The sequence below is a fragment of the Agrobacterium bohemicum genome, from assembly GCF_002896715.1.
GTDB lineage: Bacteria > Pseudomonadota > Alphaproteobacteria > Rhizobiales > Rhizobiaceae > Agrobacterium > Agrobacterium bohemicum.
On sequence record NZ_PGEL01000017.1, the window covers coordinates 55,362 to 78,341 of the forward strand.

General features: G+C 57.4%; 28 protein-coding genes and 1 pseudogene. 11 read left to right on the forward strand and 18 right to left on the reverse strand.

The features are described from left to right. Positions 1–204 precede the first annotated feature (204 nt). Positions 205–537, forward strand: coding sequence for a hypothetical protein (locus tag CUC55_RS03060; protein WP_245304011.1), 333 nt, complete (start codon positions 205–207; stop codon positions 535–537). Between the two features lie 15 nt (positions 538–552). On the opposite strand, the gene CUC55_RS03065 is transcribed toward CUC55_RS03060, so the two are convergent. Beyond that, positions 553–1,095, reverse strand: coding sequence for a GNAT family N-acetyltransferase (locus tag CUC55_RS03065; protein WP_067652012.1), 543 nt, complete (start codon positions 1,093–1,095; stop codon positions 553–555). Between the two features lie 70 nt (positions 1,096–1,165). Next, positions 1,166–1,775, reverse strand: a pseudogene (locus CUC55_RS03070) (LysE/ArgO family amino acid transporter). Positions 1,776–1,867: 92 nt separating this feature from the next. On the opposite strand from CUC55_RS03070, the gene CUC55_RS03075 reads away from it, so the two are divergent. After that, positions 1,868–2,770, forward strand: a complete 903-nt coding sequence (locus CUC55_RS03075) for a LysR family transcriptional regulator ArgP (RefSeq protein ID WP_067651789.1) — start codon at positions 1,868–1,870, stop codon at positions 2,768–2,770. Positions 2,771–2,946: 176 nt separating this feature from the next. On the opposite strand, the gene CUC55_RS03080 is transcribed toward CUC55_RS03075, so the two are convergent. Then, the gene (locus tag CUC55_RS03080) at positions 2,947–3,831 is read right to left on the reverse strand and encodes a branched-chain amino acid aminotransferase (RefSeq protein ID WP_067651787.1); all 885 of its coding nucleotides are present in this window, start codon (positions 3,829–3,831) and stop codon (positions 2,947–2,949) included. 233 nt (positions 3,832–4,064) lie between these two features. Between CUC55_RS03080 and tam the strand changes: the two genes are divergently transcribed. Beyond that, positions 4,065–4,835 carry a trans-aconitate 2-methyltransferase gene (tam, locus tag CUC55_RS03085; protein WP_067651784.1) on the forward strand — a complete coding sequence of 257 codons (771 nt, stop codon included), beginning with the start codon at positions 4,065–4,067 and terminating at the stop codon, positions 4,833–4,835. Here the strand turns inward: tam and CUC55_RS03090 are convergent. Both CUC55_RS03090 and CUC55_RS03095 read right to left on the reverse strand, forming a co-directional pair. Further along, a complete protein-coding gene (locus CUC55_RS03090; protein WP_067651781.1) occupies positions 4,832–5,200 on the reverse strand; it encodes a VOC family protein in 369 nt (122 codons plus the stop codon). The genes tam and CUC55_RS03090 overlap by 4 nt on opposite strands. A gap of 47 nt (positions 5,201–5,247) precedes the next feature. Then, positions 5,248–5,943: a helix-turn-helix transcriptional regulator gene (locus CUC55_RS03095; RefSeq protein ID WP_103086939.1), complete on the reverse strand. Its 696-nt coding sequence runs from the start codon at positions 5,941–5,943 to the stop codon at positions 5,248–5,250. 160 nt (positions 5,944–6,103) lie between these two features. Between CUC55_RS03095 and CUC55_RS03100 the strand changes: the two genes are divergently transcribed. Beyond that, complete coding sequence (locus CUC55_RS03100; RefSeq protein WP_067651773.1) at positions 6,104–7,393, forward strand: pilus assembly protein TadG-related protein; 1,290 nt, start codon at positions 6,104–6,106, stop codon at positions 7,391–7,393. Between the two features lie 232 nt (positions 7,394–7,625). Then, positions 7,626–8,453, forward strand: a complete 828-nt coding sequence (locus CUC55_RS03105; RefSeq protein ID WP_067651770.1) for an aldo/keto reductase — start codon at positions 7,626–7,628, stop codon at positions 8,451–8,453. A gap of 63 nt (positions 8,454–8,516) precedes the next feature. Here CUC55_RS03105 and CUC55_RS03110 read toward each other — a convergent pair whose 3' ends face one another. Beyond that, entirely contained in the window at positions 8,517–9,275 is a 759-nt protein-coding gene (locus CUC55_RS03110) for an SDR family oxidoreductase (RefSeq protein WP_067651767.1), read from the reverse strand. Between the two features lie 103 nt (positions 9,276–9,378). Here CUC55_RS03110 and CUC55_RS03115 point away from each other — a divergent pair, with 103 nt between their 5' ends. Next, entirely contained in the window at positions 9,379–9,807 is a 429-nt protein-coding gene (locus CUC55_RS03115; protein WP_067651765.1) for a winged helix-turn-helix transcriptional regulator, read from the forward strand. 9 nt (positions 9,808–9,816) lie between these two features. Here CUC55_RS03115 and CUC55_RS03120 read toward each other — a convergent pair whose 3' ends face one another. Then, entirely contained in the window at positions 9,817–10,209 is a 393-nt protein-coding gene (locus tag CUC55_RS03120; RefSeq protein WP_067651762.1) for a DUF937 domain-containing protein, read from the reverse strand. Between the two features lie 215 nt (positions 10,210–10,424). Between CUC55_RS03120 and CUC55_RS03125 the strand changes: the two genes are divergently transcribed. Further along, a complete protein-coding gene (locus CUC55_RS03125) occupies positions 10,425–11,990 on the forward strand; it encodes a helicase HerA-like C-terminal domain-containing protein (protein WP_103086940.1) in 1,566 nt (521 codons plus the stop codon). A 56-nt stretch (positions 11,991–12,046) separates the two neighbouring features. On the opposite strand, the gene CUC55_RS03130 is transcribed toward CUC55_RS03125, so the two are convergent. Both CUC55_RS03130 and CUC55_RS03135 read right to left on the reverse strand, forming a co-directional pair. After that, complete coding sequence (locus tag CUC55_RS03130) at positions 12,047–12,400, reverse strand: Atu4866 domain-containing protein (RefSeq protein ID WP_103086941.1); 354 nt, start codon at positions 12,398–12,400, stop codon at positions 12,047–12,049. 12 nt (positions 12,401–12,412) lie between these two features. Next, complete coding sequence (locus tag CUC55_RS03135; RefSeq protein WP_103087016.1) at positions 12,413–13,135, reverse strand: SDR family oxidoreductase; 723 nt, start codon at positions 13,133–13,135, stop codon at positions 12,413–12,415. A 129-nt stretch (positions 13,136–13,264) separates the two neighbouring features. On the opposite strand from CUC55_RS03135, the gene CUC55_RS03140 reads away from it, so the two are divergent. After that, positions 13,265–14,161 (forward strand): LysR family transcriptional regulator, encoded by an 897-nt coding sequence (locus tag CUC55_RS03140; protein ID WP_103086942.1) that lies wholly within the window; start codon positions 13,265–13,267, stop codon positions 14,159–14,161. A gap of 36 nt (positions 14,162–14,197) precedes the next feature. On the opposite strand, the gene CUC55_RS03145 is transcribed toward CUC55_RS03140, so the two are convergent. The 3 genes from CUC55_RS03145 to CUC55_RS03155 all read right to left on the reverse strand — a co-directional run bounded on the left by CUC55_RS03145 (position 14,198) and on the right by CUC55_RS03155 (position 16,230). Beyond that, a complete protein-coding gene (locus tag CUC55_RS03145; RefSeq protein WP_103086943.1) occupies positions 14,198–14,977 on the reverse strand; it encodes a VOC family protein in 780 nt (259 codons plus the stop codon). 13 nt (positions 14,978–14,990) lie between these two features. Then, entirely contained in the window at positions 14,991–15,479 is a 489-nt protein-coding gene (locus CUC55_RS03150; RefSeq protein ID WP_103086944.1) for a DUF1579 domain-containing protein, read from the reverse strand. 22 nt (positions 15,480–15,501) lie between these two features. Further along, a complete protein-coding gene (locus CUC55_RS03155) occupies positions 15,502–16,230 on the reverse strand; it encodes a DUF899 domain-containing protein (protein ID WP_103086945.1) in 729 nt (242 codons plus the stop codon). A 135-nt stretch (positions 16,231–16,365) separates the two neighbouring features. Here CUC55_RS03155 and CUC55_RS03160 point away from each other — a divergent pair, with 135 nt between their 5' ends. After that, complete coding sequence (locus CUC55_RS03160) at positions 16,366–16,812, forward strand: MarR family winged helix-turn-helix transcriptional regulator (protein ID WP_067651743.1); 447 nt, start codon at positions 16,366–16,368, stop codon at positions 16,810–16,812. On the opposite strand, the gene CUC55_RS03165 is transcribed toward CUC55_RS03160, so the two are convergent. From CUC55_RS03165 to CUC55_RS03175, 3 genes are all read right to left on the reverse strand, one after another. Continuing rightward, positions 16,809–17,573 carry an RES family NAD+ phosphorylase gene (locus tag CUC55_RS03165; protein WP_170063810.1) on the reverse strand — a complete coding sequence of 255 codons (765 nt, stop codon included), beginning with the start codon at positions 17,571–17,573 and terminating at the stop codon, positions 16,809–16,811. The two genes, CUC55_RS03160 and CUC55_RS03165, sit on opposite strands and share 4 nt — an antisense overlap. Further along, on the reverse strand, positions 17,533–17,916 hold the full coding sequence (locus CUC55_RS03170) for an MbcA/ParS/Xre antitoxin family protein (protein WP_103087017.1): 384 nt from the start codon (positions 17,914–17,916) through the stop codon (positions 17,533–17,535). Before CUC55_RS03170 ends, CUC55_RS03165 begins: the two co-directional genes overlap by 41 nt. Positions 17,917–18,020: 104 nt before the next feature. Then, on the reverse strand, positions 18,021–18,443 hold the full coding sequence (locus CUC55_RS03175) for an organic hydroperoxide resistance protein (protein WP_067651738.1): 423 nt from the start codon (positions 18,441–18,443) through the stop codon (positions 18,021–18,023). Positions 18,444–18,640: 197 nt separating this feature from the next. Between CUC55_RS03175 and CUC55_RS03185 the strand changes: the two genes are divergently transcribed. Further along, positions 18,641–19,087, forward strand: a complete 447-nt coding sequence (locus CUC55_RS03185) for a MarR family winged helix-turn-helix transcriptional regulator (RefSeq protein WP_103086947.1) — start codon at positions 18,641–18,643, stop codon at positions 19,085–19,087. Positions 19,088–19,377: 290 nt separating this feature from the next. After that, positions 19,378–19,995 (forward strand): PA3715 family protein, encoded by a 618-nt coding sequence (locus tag CUC55_RS23740; protein ID WP_483415112.1) that lies wholly within the window; start codon positions 19,378–19,380, stop codon positions 19,993–19,995. A gap of 96 nt (positions 19,996–20,091) precedes the next feature. Here the strand turns inward: CUC55_RS23740 and CUC55_RS03195 are convergent, their stop codons facing one another. The 3 genes from CUC55_RS03195 to CUC55_RS03205 form a co-directional block, all read right to left on the reverse strand. Continuing rightward, positions 20,092–20,829 (reverse strand): L,D-transpeptidase, encoded by a 738-nt coding sequence (locus CUC55_RS03195; protein ID WP_082760303.1) that lies wholly within the window; start codon positions 20,827–20,829, stop codon positions 20,092–20,094. 191 nt (positions 20,830–21,020) lie between these two features. Then, a complete protein-coding gene (locus tag CUC55_RS03200; protein ID WP_067651725.1) occupies positions 21,021–21,914 on the reverse strand; it encodes a L,D-transpeptidase in 894 nt (297 codons plus the stop codon). Between the two features lie 88 nt (positions 21,915–22,002). Beyond that, entirely contained in the window at positions 22,003–22,947 is a 945-nt protein-coding gene (locus CUC55_RS03205) for an alpha/beta hydrolase family protein (RefSeq protein WP_067651722.1), read from the reverse strand. Positions 22,948–22,980 lie beyond the last annotated feature (33 nt).

Sequence of the window (22,980 nt, forward strand, 5' to 3'; positions counted from 1 at the left end):
AGCGGCAGGGCCGCTCCTTGAAACCTGTGCCCGGACCATAAGAGCGGACGTCATGAGAGGCAACCTGCTAAATGTTAAAATGTTCCAGCAAAAGAGAAAATTCTTCCCGGCGCCCTTGGAAAAACACTTTTCATGCCAAGCTTGCGTACCGATTCAAGAAAATCCGTTCGCTTTCGCCAGCGACGATACAGGAAGGATATTGCCGTGAAACGACAGTTTCTAGCTGCTTGCATCGCAAGCCTCATCGCCCTGCCCGCCGCAGCGTCTTCCGGCGATGCCTGGAAGGAATTTTCAGCGGAGGTTCAGGCCCGTTGCCTGGGCGCAATCGAGGGCGTTATGGAAAAGCCGAAGATCGTCGTCGATCCCTTCGGCAGCCAGAGCTACGGCCTTGCCATCATCACCGGCAAGGCGAAGGGTACGAAGACGGAGATCAGCCAGATCTGCGTTTTCGACAAGAAAAACAAGACCGTCGAAATTGGCGGCGAGTTGCCCCGAGACGCCGTAAAGATTGACATTCCCGGCGCGGCCGCGCGCTGACCCCTATGGTTCCGATTAGAAGCGGGGTGTCGTATCAGCCTCGCCCAGCGGGCGCTGCATCAGCACGATATCAAGCCAGCGCCCGTGCTTCCAGCCAATGGATTTCAGTGTGCCGACCATCTCGAAACCGGCGGCGCGATGAACGCCTATGGACGCCGCATTGTCGGCGTCTCCGACGACGGCAACCATCTGGCGGAAGCCCCGTACGGTCGCCTCATCGATCAGCGATAGAAGCAGGGTCTTGCCGATACCCAAGCCCTTGCGCTCAGGATCGACATAGATGGAATCTTCAACAGTCGCGCCATAGGCGGGGCGTGCCCGATGCGCTCCCGCATAGGCATAACCCGCGACAGTCCCCTCCACCTCTGCCACCACATAGGGAAAGCCGCCTGCAATCAAAGCCTGCCTGCGCTCGATCATGGTGTCTGCGGAAGGCGGCTCGATTTCAAAACTGGCCGTACCGTGCAGCACCGCGTGGCGATAGATTTCCGTAATTGCGGCAATATCGCCTTCTTCACAGGGGCGGATGGTGACAACGGTTTTTGGCTGGGAATGCATTTCAATATCCTGAATATTTACAGAGACAATGTGCACGGTCCCTGCTCCATTTCAAACCTAAATTCAACGCTCACCCACCGGTCAACAACTTGATGGCGATCAGCCACATGGTAAGCGCGATGACGCCTTCCAGCACGCGCCAGCTTCGCGGATTGGCGAAGATGGGACGTAACCAGCGGGCGCCGTAACCGAGGCAGAAAAAGAACAGGAAGGACGAGGTAACGGCACCCGCCCAGAAGGCCNTTTTCAGCGCCTGGAAACTGGGTGGAGATCGTGCCGAGCAGAACGACCGTGTCGAGATAGACGTGCGGGTTGAGCCATGTCAGCGCGAGACAAGTGGCGAGTGTCGACCCGAGCGAGGTCACGGTGCCGGATGCGGCGGCGAGAACATTCGAAGCACCAAGCGCCGACTGCAGGCTTTTCGCGCCATACCAGAATAGAAATGCCGCGCCCGCATAGCGCATGGCAGGCTCCAGGGCGGGCAGGACGGCGGCAATCTGGCGGAAGGCCGTTACCCCGATAGTGATCAGGATCGCATCCGACAATGCACAGGCAAACACCACGGCGAAGACGTGCTCTCCGCGCAAACCCTGCCGCAGCACGAAAGCGTTTTGCGCACCAATGGCGACGATCAGTGTCAGACCCATCGTCACGCCCGTCATATAGGTCGAAAAATTCATGCCCCTGCCCTTCATTTAAGGCCCTGAATAGGTAGCGCGTGTACATTAATCCAGTTAATGTTTCTAATTCCGATTAAGGCAGGCTAATTTCCATGTTGGATTATGCAGCGCTCCGCGCAGTGATGATGGTGGTGCAGACGGGCAGCTTCGAGAGGGCGGCGCTTGCCCTGCATGTCACGCCCTCTGCGATCTCGCAGCGGGTCAAGCAGTTGGAAGAACGGCTCGGAGCCGTATTGATCCTGCGCGGCAACCCGTGCACAGCAACCGAAAAGGGCGAATGGGTCTGCCGTCATATGGAGCATGTCGGCATGCTGGAAACGGAGCTTTTTGGTCAATTGCCAGCCCTTCTTGCGCCGGACCAACCGGGCGAGAAGGTGACGCTACACATAGCCACCAACGCCGACAGCCTTGGCACATGGTTCCTGAAAGCGATTTCCGGCTTTTCCACCGGCTCAAACTATCTGATGAATATCGCGGTGGACGATCAGGACCACACCGCTGACTGGCTACAGCGCGGCCGGGTTCTGGCGGCAGTTACCAGCCTTGAAAAGCCGGTGCAGGGTTGCCGGGTCACGCCACTCGGCTCCCTGCGCTACCGCGCCACTGCCAGCCCCGATTTCATCGCCCGACATTTTGCCGCTGGCGTGACCGAGGCGCGTCTTTCGCAGGCACCAGCCTTGACCTTCAACCAGAAAGACCGGCTGCAACACCAATGGTTGTCAAGTGTTTTCGGTGCGCCAGTCGTCCACCCCACCCACTGGTTGCCCTCCACGCAAAGCTTCGTAGACGCAGCGCTCTTGGGTATGGGCTGGGGCATGAACCCTGAAATGCTGGTCCGTGATCATCTGGCATCGGGAAAACTCGTGGAACTGGTAGCGGAAACGGCGCTGGACATTCCGCTGTACTGGCAGGTGAACAAGCTGGCTGCGGAGAGGTTGAAACCGATGACGCAGGCAGTGGTGGATGTGGCGCGGGGTGTGTTGGTGCAGGGGTGAGCAAGAAGCCCCCTCTGCCTGTCGGCATCTNCCCCACAANGGGGAGACAGATTGTGGCTCANTTTTTGCCAATATCATAAGCTCGAAACAGCACGAGGTTGTGCTTCCAGCCTTCTCCCCCCTTGTGGGGGAGATGCCGGCAGGCAGAGGGGGTCTTTCCCTAAAAGGCTAAACCCTCACTCCTCAGAAACCAAATCCGTAGCCCACTCCATATACAAATCCAGCGCCTTGCGCGCCACGGGACCGGCCTGCAATTCGCGGTCATCCAGCTTGGTCACCGGCGACACCTTGGAATAATTGCCGGAGCAGAAAATCTCGTCGGCCTCGCGGAAATCCTGAACGGAAAGCGTCGCTTCGCGCACGTCGAACCCGGCCTGACGCAAAAGGCCCATGACGCGGGAGCGCGTGATACCAGCGAGGAAGGTGCGGTTGGGAACGGGCGTGAAGACGACGCCGTCCTTGACCATGAAGACGTTGGCCGAAGACGTCTCCGCGACATTGCCATTCATATCCAGCATCAGAGCGCCGCTGAAGCCGCGGGCGCGGGCTTCCAGAATAGCGCGGCCGCTATTGGGGTAAAGGCTACCGGCCTTGGCATCCGTCATGGCCGTTTCCGGCGATGGGCGGCGAAGGGACGAGACGGTGAGCGTTACGGATGCGCCCGCATCCATCGGTGCTTCGAACAGGCACAGCGCAAAGCGGGTGGATGCGGCATCCGGGGCAACGATGCTGCCGGGCATGCCATGTTCGGCCCAATACATCGGCTTGATGTAGATGGCCACGTTGCCGTCAAATTTCGTCACGCCTTCCAGCGCAAGCTGTTCGATTTCCTCCGGCGTCATGGTCGGCTTCATGCCCATGCTGATGGCAGAGCGATTGACGCGCTTGCAGTGCAGGTCGAGATCCGGTGCCAGACCGTTAAACCAACGCGCGCCATCGAACACCGTGGATGCCAGCCACATGGCGTGGGAGGTCGGCCCGATCAGCGGCGGGTTGCCGGGAAGCCATTGACCATCGACATAGGTCCAGGTGGGGGAACGGGGTGCTGTATCGACGGACATGGCATTCTCCTTATGCATATGCCGGGAATGAATGCCTCCGCACCTTTTGCGTCAAGACCAAATTCCACCAATATCGGAAATTGATGGAAAGTTACGGAAAACTGGCTCGGATCATGGATTTATTGCGCGATCTCNAAACCACTATCGATAGACCCATCACGNTTTTTGATGAGTGAGCCTCTGGCCCGCTGGATGCCGCCATGCGATGTTTCGTGTCTTTAGAGGAGTGCATCATGGCATGGTCCGCGCAGCAATATCTGAAATTTGAAACCGAGCGCACCCGCCCCGCCAGCGACCTGTTGGCGCAAGTGCCGCTGGAACGGCTGACCGCGGGCTACGATCTGGGCTGCGGCCCAGGCAACTCGACCGAGCTGCTGGCCGAACGCTACGGCGTCAATGTCATAACCGGCGTCGACAGCGATGCGGATATGCTGGAAAAAGCGCGGCTTAGACTACCGAATACCGAGTTCCAAAAGGCTGATCTCGCCACATGGCGGCCGAAGCAGAAGGCGGATCTGTTTTACGCCAATGCCGTTTTTCAGTGGTTGCCTGATCACCTCGACATTCTCGTGTCGCTGATGGATCACCTCAAGCCCGGTGGCGTTCTGGCCGTGCAGATGCCGGATAATATGGGTGAACCGACGCATGTTGCGATGCAGGAAACCGGGGCCGCAGGGCCATGGAAAGCGGCCTTCGAGGGCAACAGGCTACGCAGACCGAATTTGCCCTCTCCGCTTACCTATTTCGAGCGGCTATCTCCAAAGTCCGCGCGCGTGGATATCTGGCACACGATCTATAACCATCCGATGCGAAATGCAGAAGCTATCGTCGAGTGGGTCAAGGGCACCGGCCTTCGCCCTTATCTGGAGGCGGCAGGCGAAGAAAACCGTGCCGCCTTTCTGGCGGATTATCTGCAGCGCATCGACGCCGCATACCCGCCCACGGCGGACGGGCAGCGGTTGCTGCGTTTTCCTCGCCTGTTCGTCGTTGCGGTCAAAGCCTAGTCGTGGACGGCGTAAACCCGCAGGCGGTGACCATCGGGATCGGCGGCAACGAAGGTGTAACCGAAATCCATCTCGGTCGGTTCTTGCTGGATGGCTAGCCCTTTTGCCTTCCAGTCGCGGTGCCACGCATCCACGTCTCCGTCCTTTTCCACCTGAAAGACGATTTCCGCACCGCCGCCTGTAAACGTAACGGGCGGTTGCGCTGTGTGACGTGACCAGAGGCCGAATTTCAGGCCATTTTGCAGAATGAACTGCCCGAAGGTCTCGGACGCCTCGACCGGCTTGATACCGAAGAGATCCTGATAAAATTCGGCGCTTTTCGTGACGTTATCGACGAACAGGATCGTGAAGTTGGGTTGGGTCATCGCTTGTCTCCTTTTTGATGATGAAGCGAACCTAGACCCCGCTGCTGTCAGTTTTTGTCAGCAGTCNTTTTCTGCAGCGCGCGCCATTCCTTGAGAAGCGATTGCCGATTGCGCGGATATCTCGTGGCGAGGGCATGAAAAGCCATGACGCGGTCTGCACGAAAGCTGCGAAAATCCTGCCGCAGCTCGCACCATGCCACAATGACCCGCACCTGATCGAAAAATGCCAGCGCGAAGGGCCAGATCGTACGCTTAGAACTGCGCCCGGCTTCATCGCCGTAATCGATCTGCGCTTTCGACTGGCTGCGGATGGCNGTGCGCACCGAGCCAAGATCGACATTGTTCATGTCCAGCACTTTGCCGGGCCCAATCAGCAATGTGGAANTTTCCAGCTCTTCACCCAGTTCATCGGGAACCACGGCGGATATCTTTGCAAGCGCTGCCCGTGCCGCATCCGCCATTGGGCCGTCCGCCCTGCCCGCGACCCAGCGAGACCCCAGCACCAGCGCCTCGATTTCGGCTTCGGTAAACATCAGTGGTGGCAGCAGATAACCGGGCCGCAAGACATATCCAACGCCCGCCTCACCCTCTATATTGGCGCCCTGCGATTGCAACGTAGCGATATCCCGGTAAAGCGTGCGCAGACTGACCGCCGTGGCGCGTGCCAGCTCCGCGCCGCTGACAGGTCTGCGGTGGGTACGCAAAATCTGTAAAAGGTCGAGCAGGCGTTGAGAGCGGGACAAAGGCTTTTCCTCGTGGACGGCGTTGCTTGGGTTTTGCTCGATTACCTATGATATCAGTAGATTGATATAATATATTCATCAGACGTTAGTTATCTCGGGAAACGAGTTCTCAATCCTGCTTGTCTATGCTTCGCGGCATATTAACGCGAGAGGGTGGAACGTGCGAAATTTCTGGCACGATAAGGCAGGTAACTTCGGTATTCTTACAGCGCTTATGGTTGTACCTATTTTCGGCACAGCCGGTGTAGCGCTCGATATCAGCCAGGCTATGGCCGTGAAGGCCGATCTGCAGCAAGCGGCGGATGCAGCCGTGCTGTCTTCTGTGGCGAAGATGTCCGCCTATGTCGAAGCGGCCCGAAAAATGTCGGCCGATGGCTCCATCGAACTTCCCAATGGTGAAGCGATGGACTTCTTCAACAAAGATGCCGTGGGCCGTGACGATTTCGATGTCGACTCCGTCAAGCTGTCGGTTGAAAAGGTCGGAAACGTGGTTCAGGCCGCTGTCACCTTTAAGGCAACGGTCAACACATCGCTGACACGCATACTCGGCAAAGAGTTCGTTACCGTGTCCGGCAAAGCCACGGCGAAGTACGAAACGGAAATGTACAGCGATTTCTACCTGCTGCTCGACAATACGCCTTCGATGGGCGTTGGCGCGACACCCAACGACGTTGCCAAGCTTGTTGCCAACACCAGCGACAAATGTGCGTTTGCCTGTCACATCGTCAAGGATGGCGTGGCCGACCAGAACAGCTACTATTTCAAAGCGAAACAACTGGGCGTGACAACGCGCATCAACGTGGTCGCGACAGCAACCGCGAGCCTTATGGACACCGCCGTCGCCACCAGAAAGAACGTCAACCAGTATAGAATGGCCGTTTACACCTTTGGTGAAAAGGCAGAGGACACCAAACTTCTGGAAGTCTCCCCGTTGAGCGCCGATCTCGCCACCGCCAAAAAGAAGGCGAGCGCCATCGACCTCATGTCCATTCCGTACCAGAGCTACAATAACGACCAGATGACCGACTTCGACCGGGCGATGACGCAAATCAGCGACAAGATCGGCACCCCCGGTAACGGCACCAGTTCTGCCAGCCCGGACAAGGTCATATTCTTCGTATCTGATGGCGTCGGCGACAGCTACAAGCCCTCCGGCTGCACCAAGAAGCTGACGGGTGGCCGCTGTCAGGAGCCAATCGACACGAAACTTTGCGTGGCTTTGAAAGACAAGGGCTACAGGATTGCGGTGCTTTACACCACCTATCTGCCACTGCCAACCAATGACTGGTACAAGACCTGGATCAGCCCTTTCCAGTCGCAGATCAGCACCAAAATGCAGGAATGCGCATCGCCCGGCCTGTTCTTCGAAGTGAGCCCTACGGAAGGCATAACGGACGCCATGTCCGCTCTGTTCAAGCGGGTCATTACGTCGCCACGCCTGACGAGCTAACACGCCAGACAAAGAAACGATCGCTAAAAATGCGGATGCGGGCCTGATGCCCGCATCTTGCGTTTGGCCTTGTCGTGCCAGCTTGGACTCCAAGATTGAAAGCAGCGCGACGGTCTGTCATTTGGCTAATGTTGCGTAGGCGGCTTGAACAAAACCGCAGCCAACACACTTATCCCTGTGACATTCCTGCCCCGCCACCATGCGGGGCCAACTCCCACAACGGAGNAAAACCATGCACACAGTGAACGCCAATGGCGCAAATATTCCGGCTCTCGGCTTCGGAACGTTCCGTATGCCAGATGACGATGTCCACCGCATCCTCCCCCAAGCTTTGAAGCTCGGCTTTCGCCATGTCGACACGGCACAGATCTACAAGAACGAGGCGTCGGTGGGCGATGTCATCGCAAATTCAGGCATTGCGCGCGGCGATATTTTCCTGACAACGAAGGTTTGGGTCGATCAATACAAACACGCAGATTTCATCAAATCCGTAGATGAGAGCCTTAAGAAGCTGAAGACCGATTATGTCGACCTTCTGCTGCTGCACTGGCCAAAAAGCGATGTCCCGCTGGCAGAGCGTATCGGCGCGTTGAACGAGGTCCATAAGGCCGGAAAGGTCCGCAACATCGGCATTTCCAACTTCAACGTCGCGTTGATGGACGAGGCCGTGAAGCTTTCCGACGCGCCTGTTGCCAACAACCAGATCGAATACCACCCTTACCTCGACCAGACGAAAGTCATCGAAGCAGCCCGCAAGAACGGCATTTCTGTCACCGCCTATTACCTGATGGCGGACGGCAAGGTGCCAGGCGATGCGGTGCTGAAGGACATCGGCGCAAAACACGGCAAGACCGCAGCTCAAGTCGCCCTGCGCTGGGCCGTGCAGCAGCCGGATGTCATCGCGCTTTCCAAGACAGCGACGGAAAGCCGACTGAAGGAAAACTACGACATTTTTGACTTTGAATTGTCGAGCGAAGAGATGCAGGCGATTTTCGCGCTGGCCAAGGCAGATGGTCGGATCGTCAATCCGGGTCATCTCGCACCGGAATGGGATAAGTAGGTCTGAGGTAAAGCAAAGATTACACCCATAAAGGAAGTGGCCTATGCGGCCACTCCCACTTCCTCAAGAATGTGACCCATTCACCATCGCAAACACCTGATCGAAATTGCCGTTTTTCTCTGCGAAACGCAGCGGCTTGCAGCGCTCCACCACCACTTCGGTCGCGTCTGGCTGGTTGGTCAGAATGTCCATGACTTCCGAAATATAGGCGTCGAGCGGCATGGCGCGCTCGTCGGTGGCCTGATGGTCACCTTGCAACGTCGTCTGGACGTAAGGTGGCGCAATTTCGATAACATCGACCGACGTGCCTTTGAGTTGCTCGCGGATAGCCATCGAATAACCATGGATGGCGAATTTTGTGGCACTGTAGGTTGGTGTCGCCACCATGGGCACGAAAGCGAGACCGGATGAGACGGTCAGCACCGCCGCTTTCGGCTTCTTGAGAAAATGCGGCAGCAGTGCTGCCGTCAGCCGGATGGGAGCCAGCAGATTGGTGGTGATGGTTTCTTCGGCGGTTACCAGATAGTCAGGCGCAGCCTTGATATCCTCATTCTTCATGATGCCGGCATTGTTGATGACCACGTTGATATCAGGGTGGTCGGCGATGAGCTTACCGGCAAAGGCGCTGATGCCCTCGGCATCCGCCGCATCCATCGTGGCCCATGCCATGCCTGGATTTGCGGTCGCGACCTCTTTCAAGACCGCCTCGCGGCGACCTGAGATGATGACCTTGTTGCCGAGCGCGTGGAACGCTTCCGCCAGCGCCCTGCCAATGCCAGTGCCGCCGCCGGTGATGAGGATCGTGTTGCCTGTGACGTTCATGGGAATGCCTTTCCTTGTTGTCTGAATAAAATCTAGGTAGATTGCTCTCCAGAGGGTAGTAGGCACCCAAAAGATTTATACTTACCCGAAGGAGAGTGTCGGCATGAAAAGGCATCTGGCCGATGAGATCATTGAAGAAAAGCGCAAATTGCCGCCGCCGGAAGAAACCGATCCCGTGATCGAGGCGCTGGTACGCGATATCATCGCCAAGGTGGCGGACAAGTGGACGATGCTGATTCTGGAGGTTCTGGAAGAGAACGGCACCTTGCGCTTCACGCAAATCGGCCACCATGTCAGCGGCATCAGCCAAAAAATGCTGACGAAAACGTTGCGGCAGATGGAATGCGACGGGCTGGTGAAACGCGTCATCCACCCGGTCATTCCGCCGCATGTGGACTACAGTCTCACAGCACTTGGAAAAAGTCTCGGCAGCGCTTTCTGTGGCGTCTGGATATGGGCCGAAACCCACCATGCGGATATAGAAAAGGCGCGGAAACTGTTCAACGAACACCCTCCACGCCCGGCAGTCTAAACTAACATATCAGGCGAACTGGCTAAGGCCCGGAACGGATGCGATGACCTGATCTACGGTCTCGTCGCCTGCGTGCTGGCGAGCGATCGCGATGGTTTCCTTGGCCAGCGCGGAAATTTCGCTCATGCCGAGGCCCTGGCTCATCAGCTGCTGACCAAGACCCATGATACCACCACCACCGATGGCGCTCATAAGGCCACCGAGCAGACCGCCGCCGCCCTGGCCTTCGCCGTTGAAGCGCGCAACGAGATCAGGGCCGCCGGGGATGGATTCGATCATCTTCGCAACAGGCGCATCATCCGCCTCGCGCTGAAGGAAACCCAGCATCATGCCTAAAGCTTTTTCGGCCTTGTCGTGTTCAATACCAACCTTTTCGGCTACCTGGGTGACGATATCGCTCATAGTTTTTCCTCCGAACAAATAAATGACGTTAACGTCAACGTAAAACAACTGAAGTTTGGACACAAGGTGGGAAATTGCGACGCAACTAAAGTTTACAGCCAGCGCTTTGGCAGCCTTATCAAACAGTTGTTGAGCCTTCCAACAGTTCCTATAAGTATATTGCAAAGATTGGATAAAGGGCAGCCACTGCCCGCTATACCGGAGGAAATCGCCAGATGCTGCAGGACGGAAAGCTCTATATCGGCACGAGCCGCAACGCCGACGACAGCCTGAACAAGGGCGAATATCTCGATCTCAAATTCGGCAACCGCCACGGGCTCATCACCGGGGCGACCGGCACCGGCAAGACTGTCTCGCTTCAGGTGCTGGCAGAAGGTTTTGCCAAGGCGGGCGTGCCGGTTTTCTGCGCCGATGTGAAGGGCGACTTGTCCGGCATTGCAGCCAAGGGCGAAGCGAAAGACTGGGTCACGAAGCGCGCCGAGCAGATCGGCTTCACAGACCTTGCCTTCGAGCAGTTTCCGGTGATTTTCTGGGATCTCTACGGCGAAAAAGGCCACCGCGTTCGCGCCACCATTGCGGAGATGGGGCCTTTGCTGCTGGCGCGTCTGATGGATGCGTCGGAAGCGCAGGAAGGCGTGCTGAACATCGCCTTCAAGATAGCCGATCAGGGCGGTTTGCCGCTTCTGGACCTGAAGGATTTACAGGCGCTGCTCAACTATATGGGCGAACATGCGTCGGAACTTTCCAACCAATACGGCCTGATTTCCAAGTCCTCGGTCGGCTCGCTACAGCGCGGTTTGCTGGTGCTGGAACAGCAGGGCGCCGAACATTTCTTTGGCGAACCGGCGCTTAAGATTTCCGATATCATGCGCACCACATCTGACGGACGCGGCACGATTTCGGTTCTGGCTGCCGACAAGCTGATGATGAACCCGCGCCTGTATGGCACCTTCCTGCTGTGGATGTTGTCGGAACTGTTCGAAGAACTGCCGGAAGTGGGTGATCCGACCAAACCAAAGCTCGTCTTCTTCTTCGATGAAGCCCACCTTCTGTTCAACGATGCGCCGAGGGTGCTGACGGAGCGCGTGGAACAGGTTGTCCGCCTCATTCGCTCCAAGGGTGTCGGCGTTTATTTCGTGACGCAAAACCCATTGGACGTGCCGGAAACCGTGCTGGCCCAGCTNGGCAACCGGGTGCAACACGCGCTGCGCGCCTACACGCCGCGTGAACAGAAGGCCGTCAAAACCGCTGCCGATACATTCCGCCAGAACCCCGCTTTCAGCACGGCAGATGCCATTACCACGCTTGGCACCGGCGAAGCGCTGGTTTCGACACTTGGCGACAAGGGTGCGCCATCCATCGTGGAGCGTACGCTGGTGCGCCCACCATCCGGCCNGGTCGGCCCTGTCAGCGACGATGAACGCAAAAGCATCATGGCTTCAAGCCCGGTTGCGGGTATTTACGACGTGGATCTGGACCGCGAATCGGCCTTCGAACTGCTGGCCGCTCGTGCGCAGAAAGCAGCGGATGCGGAAGCGGCCAAACGTGCCGCCGAAGAACAGGACAATCAGCCAGCCGACAGCGCCGCGAGCCGCTGGAAACTGCCGGGCTTTGGCGATGAAGAGCCGACACAGGCTTCCACCACCGGGACAAAACGCAAGGCTGGGGGCTATCAGCGCGAAACGGTGATCGAGGCGGCGATGAAGAGTGCAGCCCGGACTGTTGCGAGTTCAGTCGGGCGGGCGCTGGTGCGGGGTATTCTGGGAAGTTTGCGGCGGTAGGGTGTCCTCCACTTCCGTCATCCCGTCCTTGATACGGGATGACGATAGGGTGGCCTTCACCTCTCCCGATNAAAAATCATTTCGCCGTGATATAGCACATCGTCCACAAACTCCCCATCGGCGGTAAAACCCGTATCGTCCCAATAGTCGATATGATCGCCCTTGACCTCATAGCGCCCCTGATAGGCGCTTTTTCGGTTGCCACGCGCTTCGTCATATCGTCCATTCGGCAACAGCTCCTGGCGGATTTGACCGTCTCCCGTCACCCACATGCCGAGATAGGGGTGACTTTGGTTTTGGGATGTTGAGTTCGTCATCTGTACCTCCCGGGTGGAATTGGTCGTGGGTGAAATGCCATCAAGGGCGGCGGTTGCCAGTGCGATGGCAACCGATGTCGAGACCATGTTCATGGGTTGCTTCCTTCAGGCAGAGGTCGGACGAACGACGATTTCGTTGACATCAACATTATCCGGCTGCTCGATGGCGTAGCGCACGGCGCGGCCAATGGCATCGGGTTTTAGCGCGATGGCTCGGTAGCCCTTCATCAACTCGGCAGCGGCGGGGTCTGTAATCGTTCCGGCCAATTCGCTTTCCACCACGCCGGGATGGATGCAGGTCACGCGAATGTCCTTGNTTTCCTGGCGCAAACCATCTGAAATGGCACGCACCGCAAACTTTGTAGCGCAATAGACCGCCGCTGTGGGCGATACCGCCAGCGCCCCGATAGAGGCAATGTTGATGATCTGGCCGGATTTGCGGCTGGTCATCTCCGGCAACACGGCGGCGATGCCGTACAGCACACCCTTGATGTTGACGTCGATCATGCGGTCCCACTCATCGACTTTCAGCGATGACATCAGCGACAACGGCATGATGCCGGCATTGTTGACGATGACATCGATGGGGCCGAAAGCCTTACGCCCCGCTTCCGCGAAGGCTGCAACGCTGTCCCTGTCCGTCACGTTCAACGGATGGGCGATGACCTCTGCGCCGGTCTGACGCAGCTCTTCGGCCAGCGCTTCCAGACGATCCATGCGGCGAGCACCGATAACGAGTTTTGCGCCCGCTGTTGCGAGTTCACGCGCAATGCCTTCGCCAATACCGCTCGATGCACCCGTGATGAGAACGACTTTGTTCAATGCCATGACTTGATCTCCTTGGATGTTGCGACCTGCCATGTTTTGTCGGGCAGCGCCGTTGCAACAGAGATAAAGCTTTGACATTGTCGTGATAAGCGCCTCAATCATTACCTCAATGGGTAGAAAATCTAACCAATGAACATCGACCTCAACGCACTCTCCATATTCTGCATGGTGGCAGACGAGCGCAATTTTCGAGCCGCAGCCGACCGTCTGGGCGTTACGCGATCAGCCGTCAGCCAGACCATCCGCAAGCTTGAGGAGACCATGGGCATCGCGCTGGTTCAGCGCACCACCCGCAGTGTCAGCCTGACCGAAGCGGGGCAGCAGCTTTACGCGGATGTGTCCCCATCCATTGCCAACCTGGCTCAAGCAGCCCTCGCGGCATCGTCGCTGTCAGGCACCGTGCGCGGGCAATTGCGGTTGGCGGTCTCCTCCATCGCTGAACGCTTCCTCTCCGGCCCGTTGCTTGCCGGTTTTGCCGAGGGCTATCCGGAAGTTCAGCTGGATATTGTCGTGACCGATGAGGAATTCGATATCGTCGCCGAGCAATATGATGCGGGCGTGCGGTTGGGCGAGTTGATTGCGCAGGACATGATCGCGGTGCCGGTCTCCGTCGAGCAGCGACAACTTCCGGTGTGTTCCACGGCCTACATGGATCGGCGCGGCCTGCCCTCGCACCCAGCGGAATTGATTGGCCACAGCTGCATCGGCTGGCGTCCCCGCCCCGGCGTTGCGCCGTACAGGTGGGAATTCATGGAAGATGGCCGTGAATTCGCCGTCGCCGTTCAACCGGAATTCACCACCAACGATATGCAATTGATGATCAAACTGGCCTGCGCCGGTGCGGGCATTACTTTTGGAATGGAAGAAACATTCCGTCCCTACATAGAACGGGGTCAACTCGTTCCGATGCTGGAGGAGTACTGCCACCACTTTGCAGGCTTCTATCTCTATTACCCCAGCCGCCGCAATCTGGCGCCCAAGTTGCGGGCATTCATCGATCATGTACGATTGTCGANGGGAAACTGACCTGCCGATCCGGCAGGCCAGTATTTGGCAGGCCCGCTACTTCCGCTGCGACACCAGCGAAAAATACGCACCCTGCGGGTCCTGGCAATTGACGATCCATGTGTTGCCGGGAACTTCCATAGGGCCGTTGACGACCTTGCCGCCGCCGACGCTGACACGGGTGATGGCGTCCTCCAGGCCATCGACATTGNAATAATAACCCCAATGGCAGACCGGGACTTGTGGCGAGCGTTTCATGATGCCGCCGATGGTTTTGCCGTTATGCGCAAACATCCGGTATGGCCCCATGTCGCCCATGTCGAAATCATGATCCTTGGTCCAGCCGAAGACATCGCCATAGAAGGCCATGGCGCTATCGACATCATCGGTGNAAAGCTCATTCCAGCCGACATGGCCGTTGAGTGCGTCGGCGTCTTCCGGAAAGCCGCTAATGTCCATCGGCAAAGGCTTCATGATGCATAGGACAGCTCCTGATGGGTCCGTCACCACGGCGAAGCGGCCGACTTCCGGAATATCGCTTGGCGGGCGCATGATTGTGCCGCCTTTTTCCTCAAACCGCTTTGCCGTAATATCCACATCATCGACCGCGACATAGCGTGTCCAGTTGGGGTGAATGCCCTCGCCTTTGTGCTCTTCGGTCAGCTCCATCATGCCACCGACGCCATCTCCGTTGGCCTCGAATATTTTATAGTCCATCTCCGGTGAACCGAAGTCCTTGATATCCCAGCCGACGACATGGCCGTAAAAACGGCCCGCGGCATCCTTGTCCGGCGTCATCAATTCGACCCAGATGAATTTTCCATGCGAAGTGGACATTGGTTCGCTCCCGTTATTGCTTGCGGCGGAATTCCGACGACATGAACTGTTTGAAGCTTCCATCCGGCTGCAGCACGCTGCCGGAGAAAGTGCGGTTATTATCGTCGTGCAATGTAAGAACATCATGATAGGTGGCGCTCTCGCCGCTGCCGTCGAACTTCGGACCCTGCGCCTCCAGCACCAGCGTCTTGCCGTCCGGCTCCAGCCAACCTTTGTAGACCCAGAGTGTCGTCATCATGGAGCCGATCCACGAACCGACGTAATGGCCCTTGGCCGCGTCGAAACCCAGCGTGATAATCGCTTCCATCGGCGAACCATCCGGCATCTTGCCCTTGCCATCGCTGACGACCCAGAGACCGCCAACGGAGCGGATGGTTTCAGTNAAACGCTGCTCGGCATCATCAGGGTCGTATCCCTCATCGGACGTGCTAGAGATCATCACCCATTCGCCAACGAGGCGCTCAAGAAACGCGTGTTCCTTTTGTGGTTTTGCACTTTCCATTGGTGTCTCCTCCCTCGAAACTTTAGTGGCAGCAACTCGCGGTCTTGGGCGCATCCTCGTACTGGTCGTGGCGGCGCACCCAGTTCATGGTGCCCTCCTCGTTGCGACCCTTCGGCACCAGATCGAGCAGCATCAGTGTCGTCAGTGTTTGTTCGGCACCACGGGCATAGGTGGAGTAGGTGTGGTAAATCCTGCCATCCTCACCTTTCGCNAAAACACTGGTGCCATGCAGATCCTTCAGATCGCCCATGGCAGGCATCTCTGTGTAATTGTAGTGGATGGTGCCGGACGCGACGTCTTCATCACGGAACGAGGCCTGATAATCGTAATTGAAATCACTGTCGCCAGCGGAAACCCAGGGGAATTTCCAGCCCATGCGGGCCTTGTAAGCCTCGATCTTGTCCAGCGGCGCGCGGGAAGCAGCCACGAAGGCGGCATCGCCTGCCTTCAGATGCGCGATTGCGCCATCGACGTGATCGGCGAGAAACGAGCAGCCGACGCAGCCCTCTTCCCAATCCGGCGCCAGCATGAAGTGATAGACGATGAGCTGGCTGCAATCCCCGAACAACTCGCTGAGCGATTTCGCCCCGGACNGGNNTTCGAAACTATACTCCTTCGTCACCGGCTCCCAAGGCAGCGCGCGGCGCGCTTCGTTCAGCCTGTCACGGGCGCGGGTCAATTCCTTTTCCTTTGCCAGAAGCTCCTTGCGGGCCTCCAGCCACTCCTCTCTGGAAACGACAGCATGCGGCATGATCTGATCCTCCTCGATCTATCATCTGCNAAAAACGCTCGGTACGCGGCCTCGGTTTGATTGGCGTGTAAAATGGCCCAGGCACCGAAAACGAATTTTCTTGACTATTTACGTTGATATCAACATATATTAGCCATGTCAAATCCAACGGCGATTCCTTTTTCAACCACACTTCTGGTCCGCGATACGTGCCTTTGCCTGCACGCACAGCGGGCCGCACGCGCTTTGGCACGCCGTTTCGACATGGCCTTGAAGCCGGTGGGCCTGACGAACGGGCAATTTTCCCTGTTGATGTCGCTCAATCGGCCAGAGCCACCGCCCATGGGGCCAGTGGCGAACCTGTTGGCCATGGACCGCACGACGCTGACGGCGGCGTTGAAGCCGCTGCAAAAGCGCGGTCTGCTCTCCATCGAACCTGACCCGAAAGACAAGCGCGGCAAGCGACTGAAACTGACCGACGAAGGCATGGCGGTACTGGCATCCGCCGTTCCCATCTGGATTCAAACGCATGGCGAGGTAGAGGCGCAGATCGACAGCGGCGACGCAGACCGGCTGCGGCAGGATTTGGTCAGCCTGGGTTAAACGCTCAACAGTTTCGCAATGCGCGGGTCTCCCGCAAAATCCTCCACCGCAAACCCAATGCGCCGCATGGGGAAGTCGCACAGCGCCTGTATTCCGGTTTTCGCCAGCCGAATGCGCCAGCTGACACGCTCCACCGGTTGTTTCCGGGCAAAGGCCAGTGGAGTGAGAAGTGCGATATTCAGTCCGCTATCGGGATCGCGCACGGATTGGTNAAGGATGGCCTCGATATCCGCCGCCCGCGCCACGTCTGCAAGGGCCTGACACGGTTCGTAGTCGGTTGGATGCGTCCAAACGGCTTGATCCTTAGACAGGCTTGGCTTCGTTAGATCGATCGCGAAGGATGTGGCGATCTCGGCCGAAAAGGCGGTGTACTCAGCCGCGTTGGCGGGCAGCGGTGTGGTGGGGGATTCCGCGTAGAACAACAGGCGATAGAAGGCCATTTCGGCCAGTGCCGTTTCTACGCTCGCGGCAGCATAATAGACCCCCTTGCTCCACCCTGCCCGGCGAAAGCGCGAGCCGTGTGGATAAGCCGAGTCATAGCGGAACGGTGTCGCCAGTAGATAATCGAGGCCAGCGCATTCCGGCGGGAAACGTCGCTTGCTGCCTTCCAGAATATCTTCCAGCAGGGATTGCTCGGCTACGGTATCGACGAGCTTCATGGTGGAAACCTGATGTTGCGCTTCCACAAGCCGCCACCAAGGGCCTGATATGTCGCGCTTTTCAGATTGGAGCGCGTCTTGCGTCCAGATAGGTGAGGACATCGAGCAATCCGGTGATCGTTGTGAGTTTTTCTGCGGGTATGGCCGCCAGCGCATCATTGTGATTGCGCAGCCATGTGCGGGCCACCGTTTCATNCCCGCCGACGATAGCATCGAGCGAGCGAAAGACGCGGATCAACAACACGGAAAGCTCGAAGGCTTTGCTGCCGGGCTCCAGAATGAAATCAAGCCTCTTCATACGCGAAACGGTCGGCGCCGAAACACCGAGAATATCGGCGATGCGCGCCGCATTCAGGCCGAGACGCTCTGCGGCTGAGACAACCGCCTTGGTGACGACCCTCCCGTATTCAGCGGGATCGGCAACGGGTTTGATCTGGATATTCATGTGCATATCCNTTCCATGGAAAGAATATAGTCGTTTTATTTCTGAAAGCAACAAGGGCTGGCAATATGCCAGCCCTTGTTGTGTCGAAAGCGCCGGGGATCAGCTTAAGCGACGGAAACCGGAACCTCGGTGGAGGTGCGCAGTGCGTGGGAGTAAGGGCAAACGATATGCGCCTTCTTGACCAGATCCTCTGCTGTTGCCTTGTCGAGGCCGGGAATGTTGACCTTTAGCGATACGTCGATGCCGAAACCGGTGCCGTCATCACGCGGGCCAACACCAACGCTTGCTGTCACAGTCGTGTCTTCGGGGATCTTTACCTTCTCCTTGCCAGCGACGTTCTTCAACGCGCCGAGGAAGCAGGCAGAGTAACCAGCTGCGAAAAGCTGCTCAGGGTTGGTGCCGGTTGCGCCATCGCCGCCGAGTTCCTTTGGAACGGTCAGGGTGACGTCCAGAACGCCGTCTACGGACTTGGCGTTGCCTGCACGGCCGCCGGTTGCACTTGCCTGGGTGGTGTAGAGAATAGCCATGTCATTCACTTCCTTCGGTTGATGTTGAGTTTCATATAGCCCACAATTGAATTGTGCGCAATATAATTTTGCACATTGAGATANTTTTCAATGTCTGACATAACAATTTTGAAGATTGCGTTGCCTTTTGCATGTGGCAGGAACCGAGTGACGGGATAGATTGTTCCCTCTCCAGCCGCATATTTGGAGCCCACACAATGGATGACGGAACGATGGAAGGCCTTTTGAGGCTCGACCTGCAAATATGTTTTGCGCTTTACGGCGCAGCGCACGCCTTCAACCGCGCCTATAAGCCGCTGCTCGACCCTCTAGGTCTGACCTATNCCCAATACCTCGNTTTGATGGCGCTATGGGAAAAGGAAACGGCAACGGTGAAAGTGTTGGGTGAAATGCTCGGCCTCGATTCCGGCACGCTCTCCCCGCTTCTCAAGCGTTTGGAACAAGCGGGCATGATTACCCGCAAACGCGGCACTGTGGATGAGCGTCAGGTGCTGATCGCGCTGACGCCAGAAGGTGCCGACATGAAGAAAAAAGCCGCCAACGTCATGCGCTCGATTGGTGAAGCGACGGGGTGCAGTTTAGAGGAGCTTGGGCAGTTGCGAGATCGGTTGAATGCCCTGAAGGAGAATTTGGTGAAAGACTAGGTTTGAAACATGGCGTAACCGCGATAATGTCACGCGCACGGCCAATCAAGCCTCATGGAATTGACCAAATGTTTGCGCAATTTACGAGGACAATATTATTCGCAATCATGAGCTTCCTTGCACTCGACAGGGCGGAGGCTGGAGAGAACACGAGTTGCGGTGACCGTGCTGAAGTTATAGTCCACAACACCTACCCTGATGCCACAAAGAGTGACGACGAAACATTCCAGGTTGGCGCATCGACAATCTCGATCAACAACAGTGAAACCGGTATCGACGCACCGCACATGATGACATGCCGCGTCTGGCCAGCAAATCCGCACCTCACGCTGGTCGCCGTGCCGTTGATCAAGTCCGCAAACGAAGACGGGACTGTAGGCGATCTGGAACTTCTGGTGGTTGATACCAGCAGTCTCGCGGTAAAACAGCGCCTGCTTCTTGCCAACAGAATGAATGACGATGCCATCGCTATCAGGTCACTCGAATTCGACACTGCGCGCTACAAACTGACNAAAGAGCAGGCTGCCTTTGGTCTGCGCATATCGGCAAGCAACAACTCTAGGGCAAACCCCTATAATGGAGTGAGCCTATGGCTTTATGTCCTTGAAGGCAGTTCGATACGTCCGGTCGTTGACGGGATGGTCGTTTCGGAAACGACGGGCGAATCGGATACAAATTGCGCTACTGAGTTTAAGGCGAGGCAGACCACGCTTTCGATGGCGCCCACCACCAACCATGGNTTTGCGGATATCTCGGCGGTGGAGACCAACACCACAACAACCAATTTTGTTGGAAAAGACAGGGCTTGTGACGAAACAAGCATAACGGATAAGCCGCAGAAACTGCGTCTGATCTATGATGGCAGACAATATCCAATCCCGGAAGAACGACGCGCTGTGACCGAGTAAGACCGGTTTAAATCCATTTGAAATATGATGGNAAACAAAACCGCAGACGATGTTTGATCGCCTGCGGCTCTATGTCGTCAAAATAACNAAACCGNTTTACTGCCAGACAACCACCCGCGCCTTGTTCGGCACGCGTTCGTAGAGGTCGATGATGTCCTGGTTCATCAGTCGCACGCAGCCGGAAGAGACGGCCTTGCCGATGGAGTTCCATTCCGGCGAACCGTGGAGACGGTACAGCGTGTCCTTGCCGTTCTGGAAGATGTAGAGCGCGCGCGCGCCGAGCGGGTTCTTCAGGCCTGGTGGCATGCCACCGTTCCTAGAGGAGAACTTGACCAGTTCTGGCTGGCGGGCCACCATTTCGTCTGGTGGTGTCCACTTTGGCCACTTCTGACGCCATTGGATGACACCCTCGCCCGACCATGCGAAACCTTCGCGGCCGATGCCGACGCCGTAGCGCATGGCGGAACCACCGGGTTCGACCACGTAAAGGAAACGCGAGCGCGTATCCACGACGATGGTGCCTGCTGGCTCGCCGGTCGGATCGACAACGCGCTGGCGATAATAGCGACGATCGATCTTCTGGTAGGGAATCGCGGGAATGACATAGCCGCCATCCTCGACGGTACCGTACATGACGGCAAGCTCTGCATCGGAAATGCCGCCAGCGAACATCGAGCGGAAATCGCCCGCAAAGTTACTGGCAAGGCTGCCCGGCTCAACGCTGTTGAAGGGTCTGACGCCGGAAGAGGCGCAGCCCGCCAGAAGCGATGCAGAGGAGAGGCCAAGAAGGGAAAGGAAGGTACGTCTGGAAAAGTCAGTGTCGGTGCTCATCATAAGGCCGTTTTTCTCACATCGAAGCGACTGGGGCGGATGTTACGCGGGTTTGCAGAACCATCCATCAATCTCGCTGTACGTCGTTTGTTCCGCGACAGATCAAGTATTGGTATAGTGGTTAATACATACCTAAAGGCCAGTTGCGCGTCTGCAACATAGCCCTATTTGTCGACCATTCTTCGGGCGCGTGATCAAATAACCACAATCGGCGCGCCCTGCGGCACGCGATCATAGAGATCGATGACATCCTGATTGAGCATGCGCACGCAGCCGGATGACGTTGCCTTTCCGACAGACTGCCAGTCCGGCGTGCCGTGGACACGATAAAGCGTATCCTTGCCGTCCTTGAAAATGTAAAGCGCCCGGGCACCGAGCGGATTGTTGAGGCCGGGGATCATGCCGCCATTGGCAGCGGAAATCGAAGCCAGCTCCGGTTGCCGCTGAACCATCTCATCCGGCGGCGTCCAGCGCGGCCATTTCGTTTTCCATTGTATCTTGCCGCGACCGGCCCAGGCGTAACCATCTCGACCAAGACCGACACCGTAACGAACGGCGGTGCCGCCCGACTGCACGAGATAAAGGAAATGCTGCTTGGTATCGACCACGATCGTGCCGGGCGCTTCGGCTGTCTGGTAGCTGACTTCCTGGCGCAGAAAGCGTGGATCGACGCGAGCATAGGGAATGGCAGGCAGCGTGTGACCTTCATCGCTGACCTGACCATATATGGCGCGATGCAACGGATTGGAAACCGGCAGGCCATAACCGACCGTGTTACCGCTATAGGCAGGAGACAGACCGGAACCCGTTGGCCGTGCGGTGGACGGAGGACCGTAAAGCTGCTGGAATTGCGAACGGAAAAGATCCGGCGGACGGCTGTTAATCGAACCGGGTGTCGGCGGCAACGGCGGGCGCGGAATGGAGCCGACATTGTTGTAATTGAACACAGGCGCGGTTTCGCGCACGAACACATCCGGGTTCATCCGGCTCGTGTCGGTCACGAAAAGGCAGCCGCCCAGAAGCGGAAGAAGCGCCAGCACAGCAAAAGACGCAAGGCGACGGCAGTTTTTAAGGGATAGAACTGTCATTGAACCGCTTCACAGGGAGTCATCGTTGGCGCAACAATGACGTGCCCGGCTGGCGCGAAGCTGGAGGAATGGTCAGTTCGGGTTGCTATCAGGCAAACTGGTTGAAGAAACGAATGCTCTCCACCACCGCACCCGGCACAACACCATTGTGATTGCCCGGCAAAAGCTTGTGGTCGATCTGCATTCCTGCCGAGCGGACGCGCTCCATCAAAAGCTTATGGTCGGCATCGAAGGGGCGTTCCTCAGTGCCACGCAACAGCAAGGTCGGGCATTTCAGGCTGGGTCCGAAACAGACCGACGAGCGCATGATGAACTCTTGCGGGTTGCCATCATCGAAGCAAAGCTCGTCAGAATAACGATTAAAATAGCGCCAGGAATTGACGCCCGCCGACATTGGCACGGCAGCGCGAAACTTGCGTGTCATAGAGGCCAGCAGCGTGAGGGTGCCGCCGTTGGAATGGCCCGCGAGGAACAGGCGGTCCTGATCGATCCCCGGAAGATTTTCGAGATAGGACGCCGCCGCCAGCGCATCGGATGTCTCATCGTAAAAGCCGGAATAATTGCCTTTCTGGCCATTCTCACCCCGGAAAGACGGCAGCAGCACGACGAAGCCCGCCTCCCAATAGGGCTTCATCAACGCCCAGTGACCGTCACCCGTCGCGTTGCCGCCATGAAGAAAAAGGACTGCGGGTTTCAGCGTTTTGGACGGCGTATAATTCGACAGCCACGCGACAAGCTCGATGGAGCCGTTCGGCCCTCCGGGATACGTCACGCGCACACCATTCTGGGGCGTGCCGAGCGGCGAGGATTTCTCCGGCGCGGAAATCTTGCGCAAGAGGTGCGTACGGAACCGCCTGCGTGCGGCCGCGTAATCAATATCTTCCAGCGGCATTGTAGCAGGCATCGTCAGGCTGGCATGGGCCTGCGGAACGAGAAATGCCGAGGCCGAAAATCCTGCTGCACCCGCCAGAAGCGTGCGGCGCGTGATGGGTCTGGAAACGACATCGGAAGAGAGAGAGCATTTATCTGGCATATGCGATGACCCGGAACAACGTTGCGCACATTT

Bases quoted from the DNA above. Each gene is read 5' to 3' on its own strand.
- CUC55_RS03090 (WP_067651781.1), bottom strand. From the start codon at position 5,200: ATGACCCAACCCAACTTCACGATCCTGTTCGTCGATAACGTCACGAAA.
- tam (WP_067651784.1), top strand. From the start codon at position 4,065: ATGGCATGGTCCGCGCAGCAATATCTGAAATTTGAAACCGAGCGCACC.
- CUC55_RS03110 (WP_067651767.1), bottom strand. From the start codon at position 9,275: ATGAACGTCACAGGCAACACGATCCTCATCACCGGCGGCGGCACTGGC.
- CUC55_RS03175 (WP_067651738.1), bottom strand. From the start codon at position 18,443: ATGGCTATTCTCTACACCACCCAGGCAAGTGCAACCGGCGGCCGTGCA.
- CUC55_RS03080 (WP_067651787.1), bottom strand. From the start codon at position 3,831: ATGTCCGTCGATACAGCACCCCGTTCCCCCACCTGGACCTATGTCGAT.
- CUC55_RS03120 (WP_067651762.1), bottom strand. From the start codon at position 10,209: ATGAGCGATATCGTCACCCAGGTAGCCGAAAAGGTTGGTATTGAACAC.
- CUC55_RS03195 (WP_082760303.1), bottom strand. From the start codon at position 20,829: ATGATGAGCACCGACACTGACTTTTCCAGACGTACCTTCCTTTCCCTT.
- CUC55_RS03160 (WP_067651743.1), top strand. From the start codon at position 16,366: ATGTCAAATCCAACGGCGATTCCTTTTTCAACCACACTTCTGGTCCGC.
- CUC55_RS03205 (WP_067651722.1), bottom strand. From the start codon at position 22,947: ATGCCAGATAAATGCTCTCTCTCTTCCGATGTCGTTTCCAGACCCATC.
- CUC55_RS03075 (WP_067651789.1), top strand. From the start codon at position 1,868: ATGTTGGATTATGCAGCGCTCCGCGCAGTGATGATGGTGGTGCAGACG.
- CUC55_RS03105 (WP_067651770.1), top strand. From the start codon at position 7,626: ATGCACACAGTGAACGCCAATGGCGCAAATATTCCGGCTCTCGGCTTC.
- CUC55_RS03065 (WP_067652012.1), bottom strand. From the start codon at position 1,095: ATGCATTCCCAGCCAAAAACCGTTGTCACCATCCGCCCCTGTGAAGAA.
- CUC55_RS03115 (WP_067651765.1), top strand. From the start codon at position 9,379: ATGAAAAGGCATCTGGCCGATGAGATCATTGAAGAAAAGCGCAAATTG.
- CUC55_RS03200 (WP_067651725.1), bottom strand. From the start codon at position 21,914: ATGACAGTTCTATCCCTTAAAAACTGCCGTCGCCTTGCGTCTTTTGCT.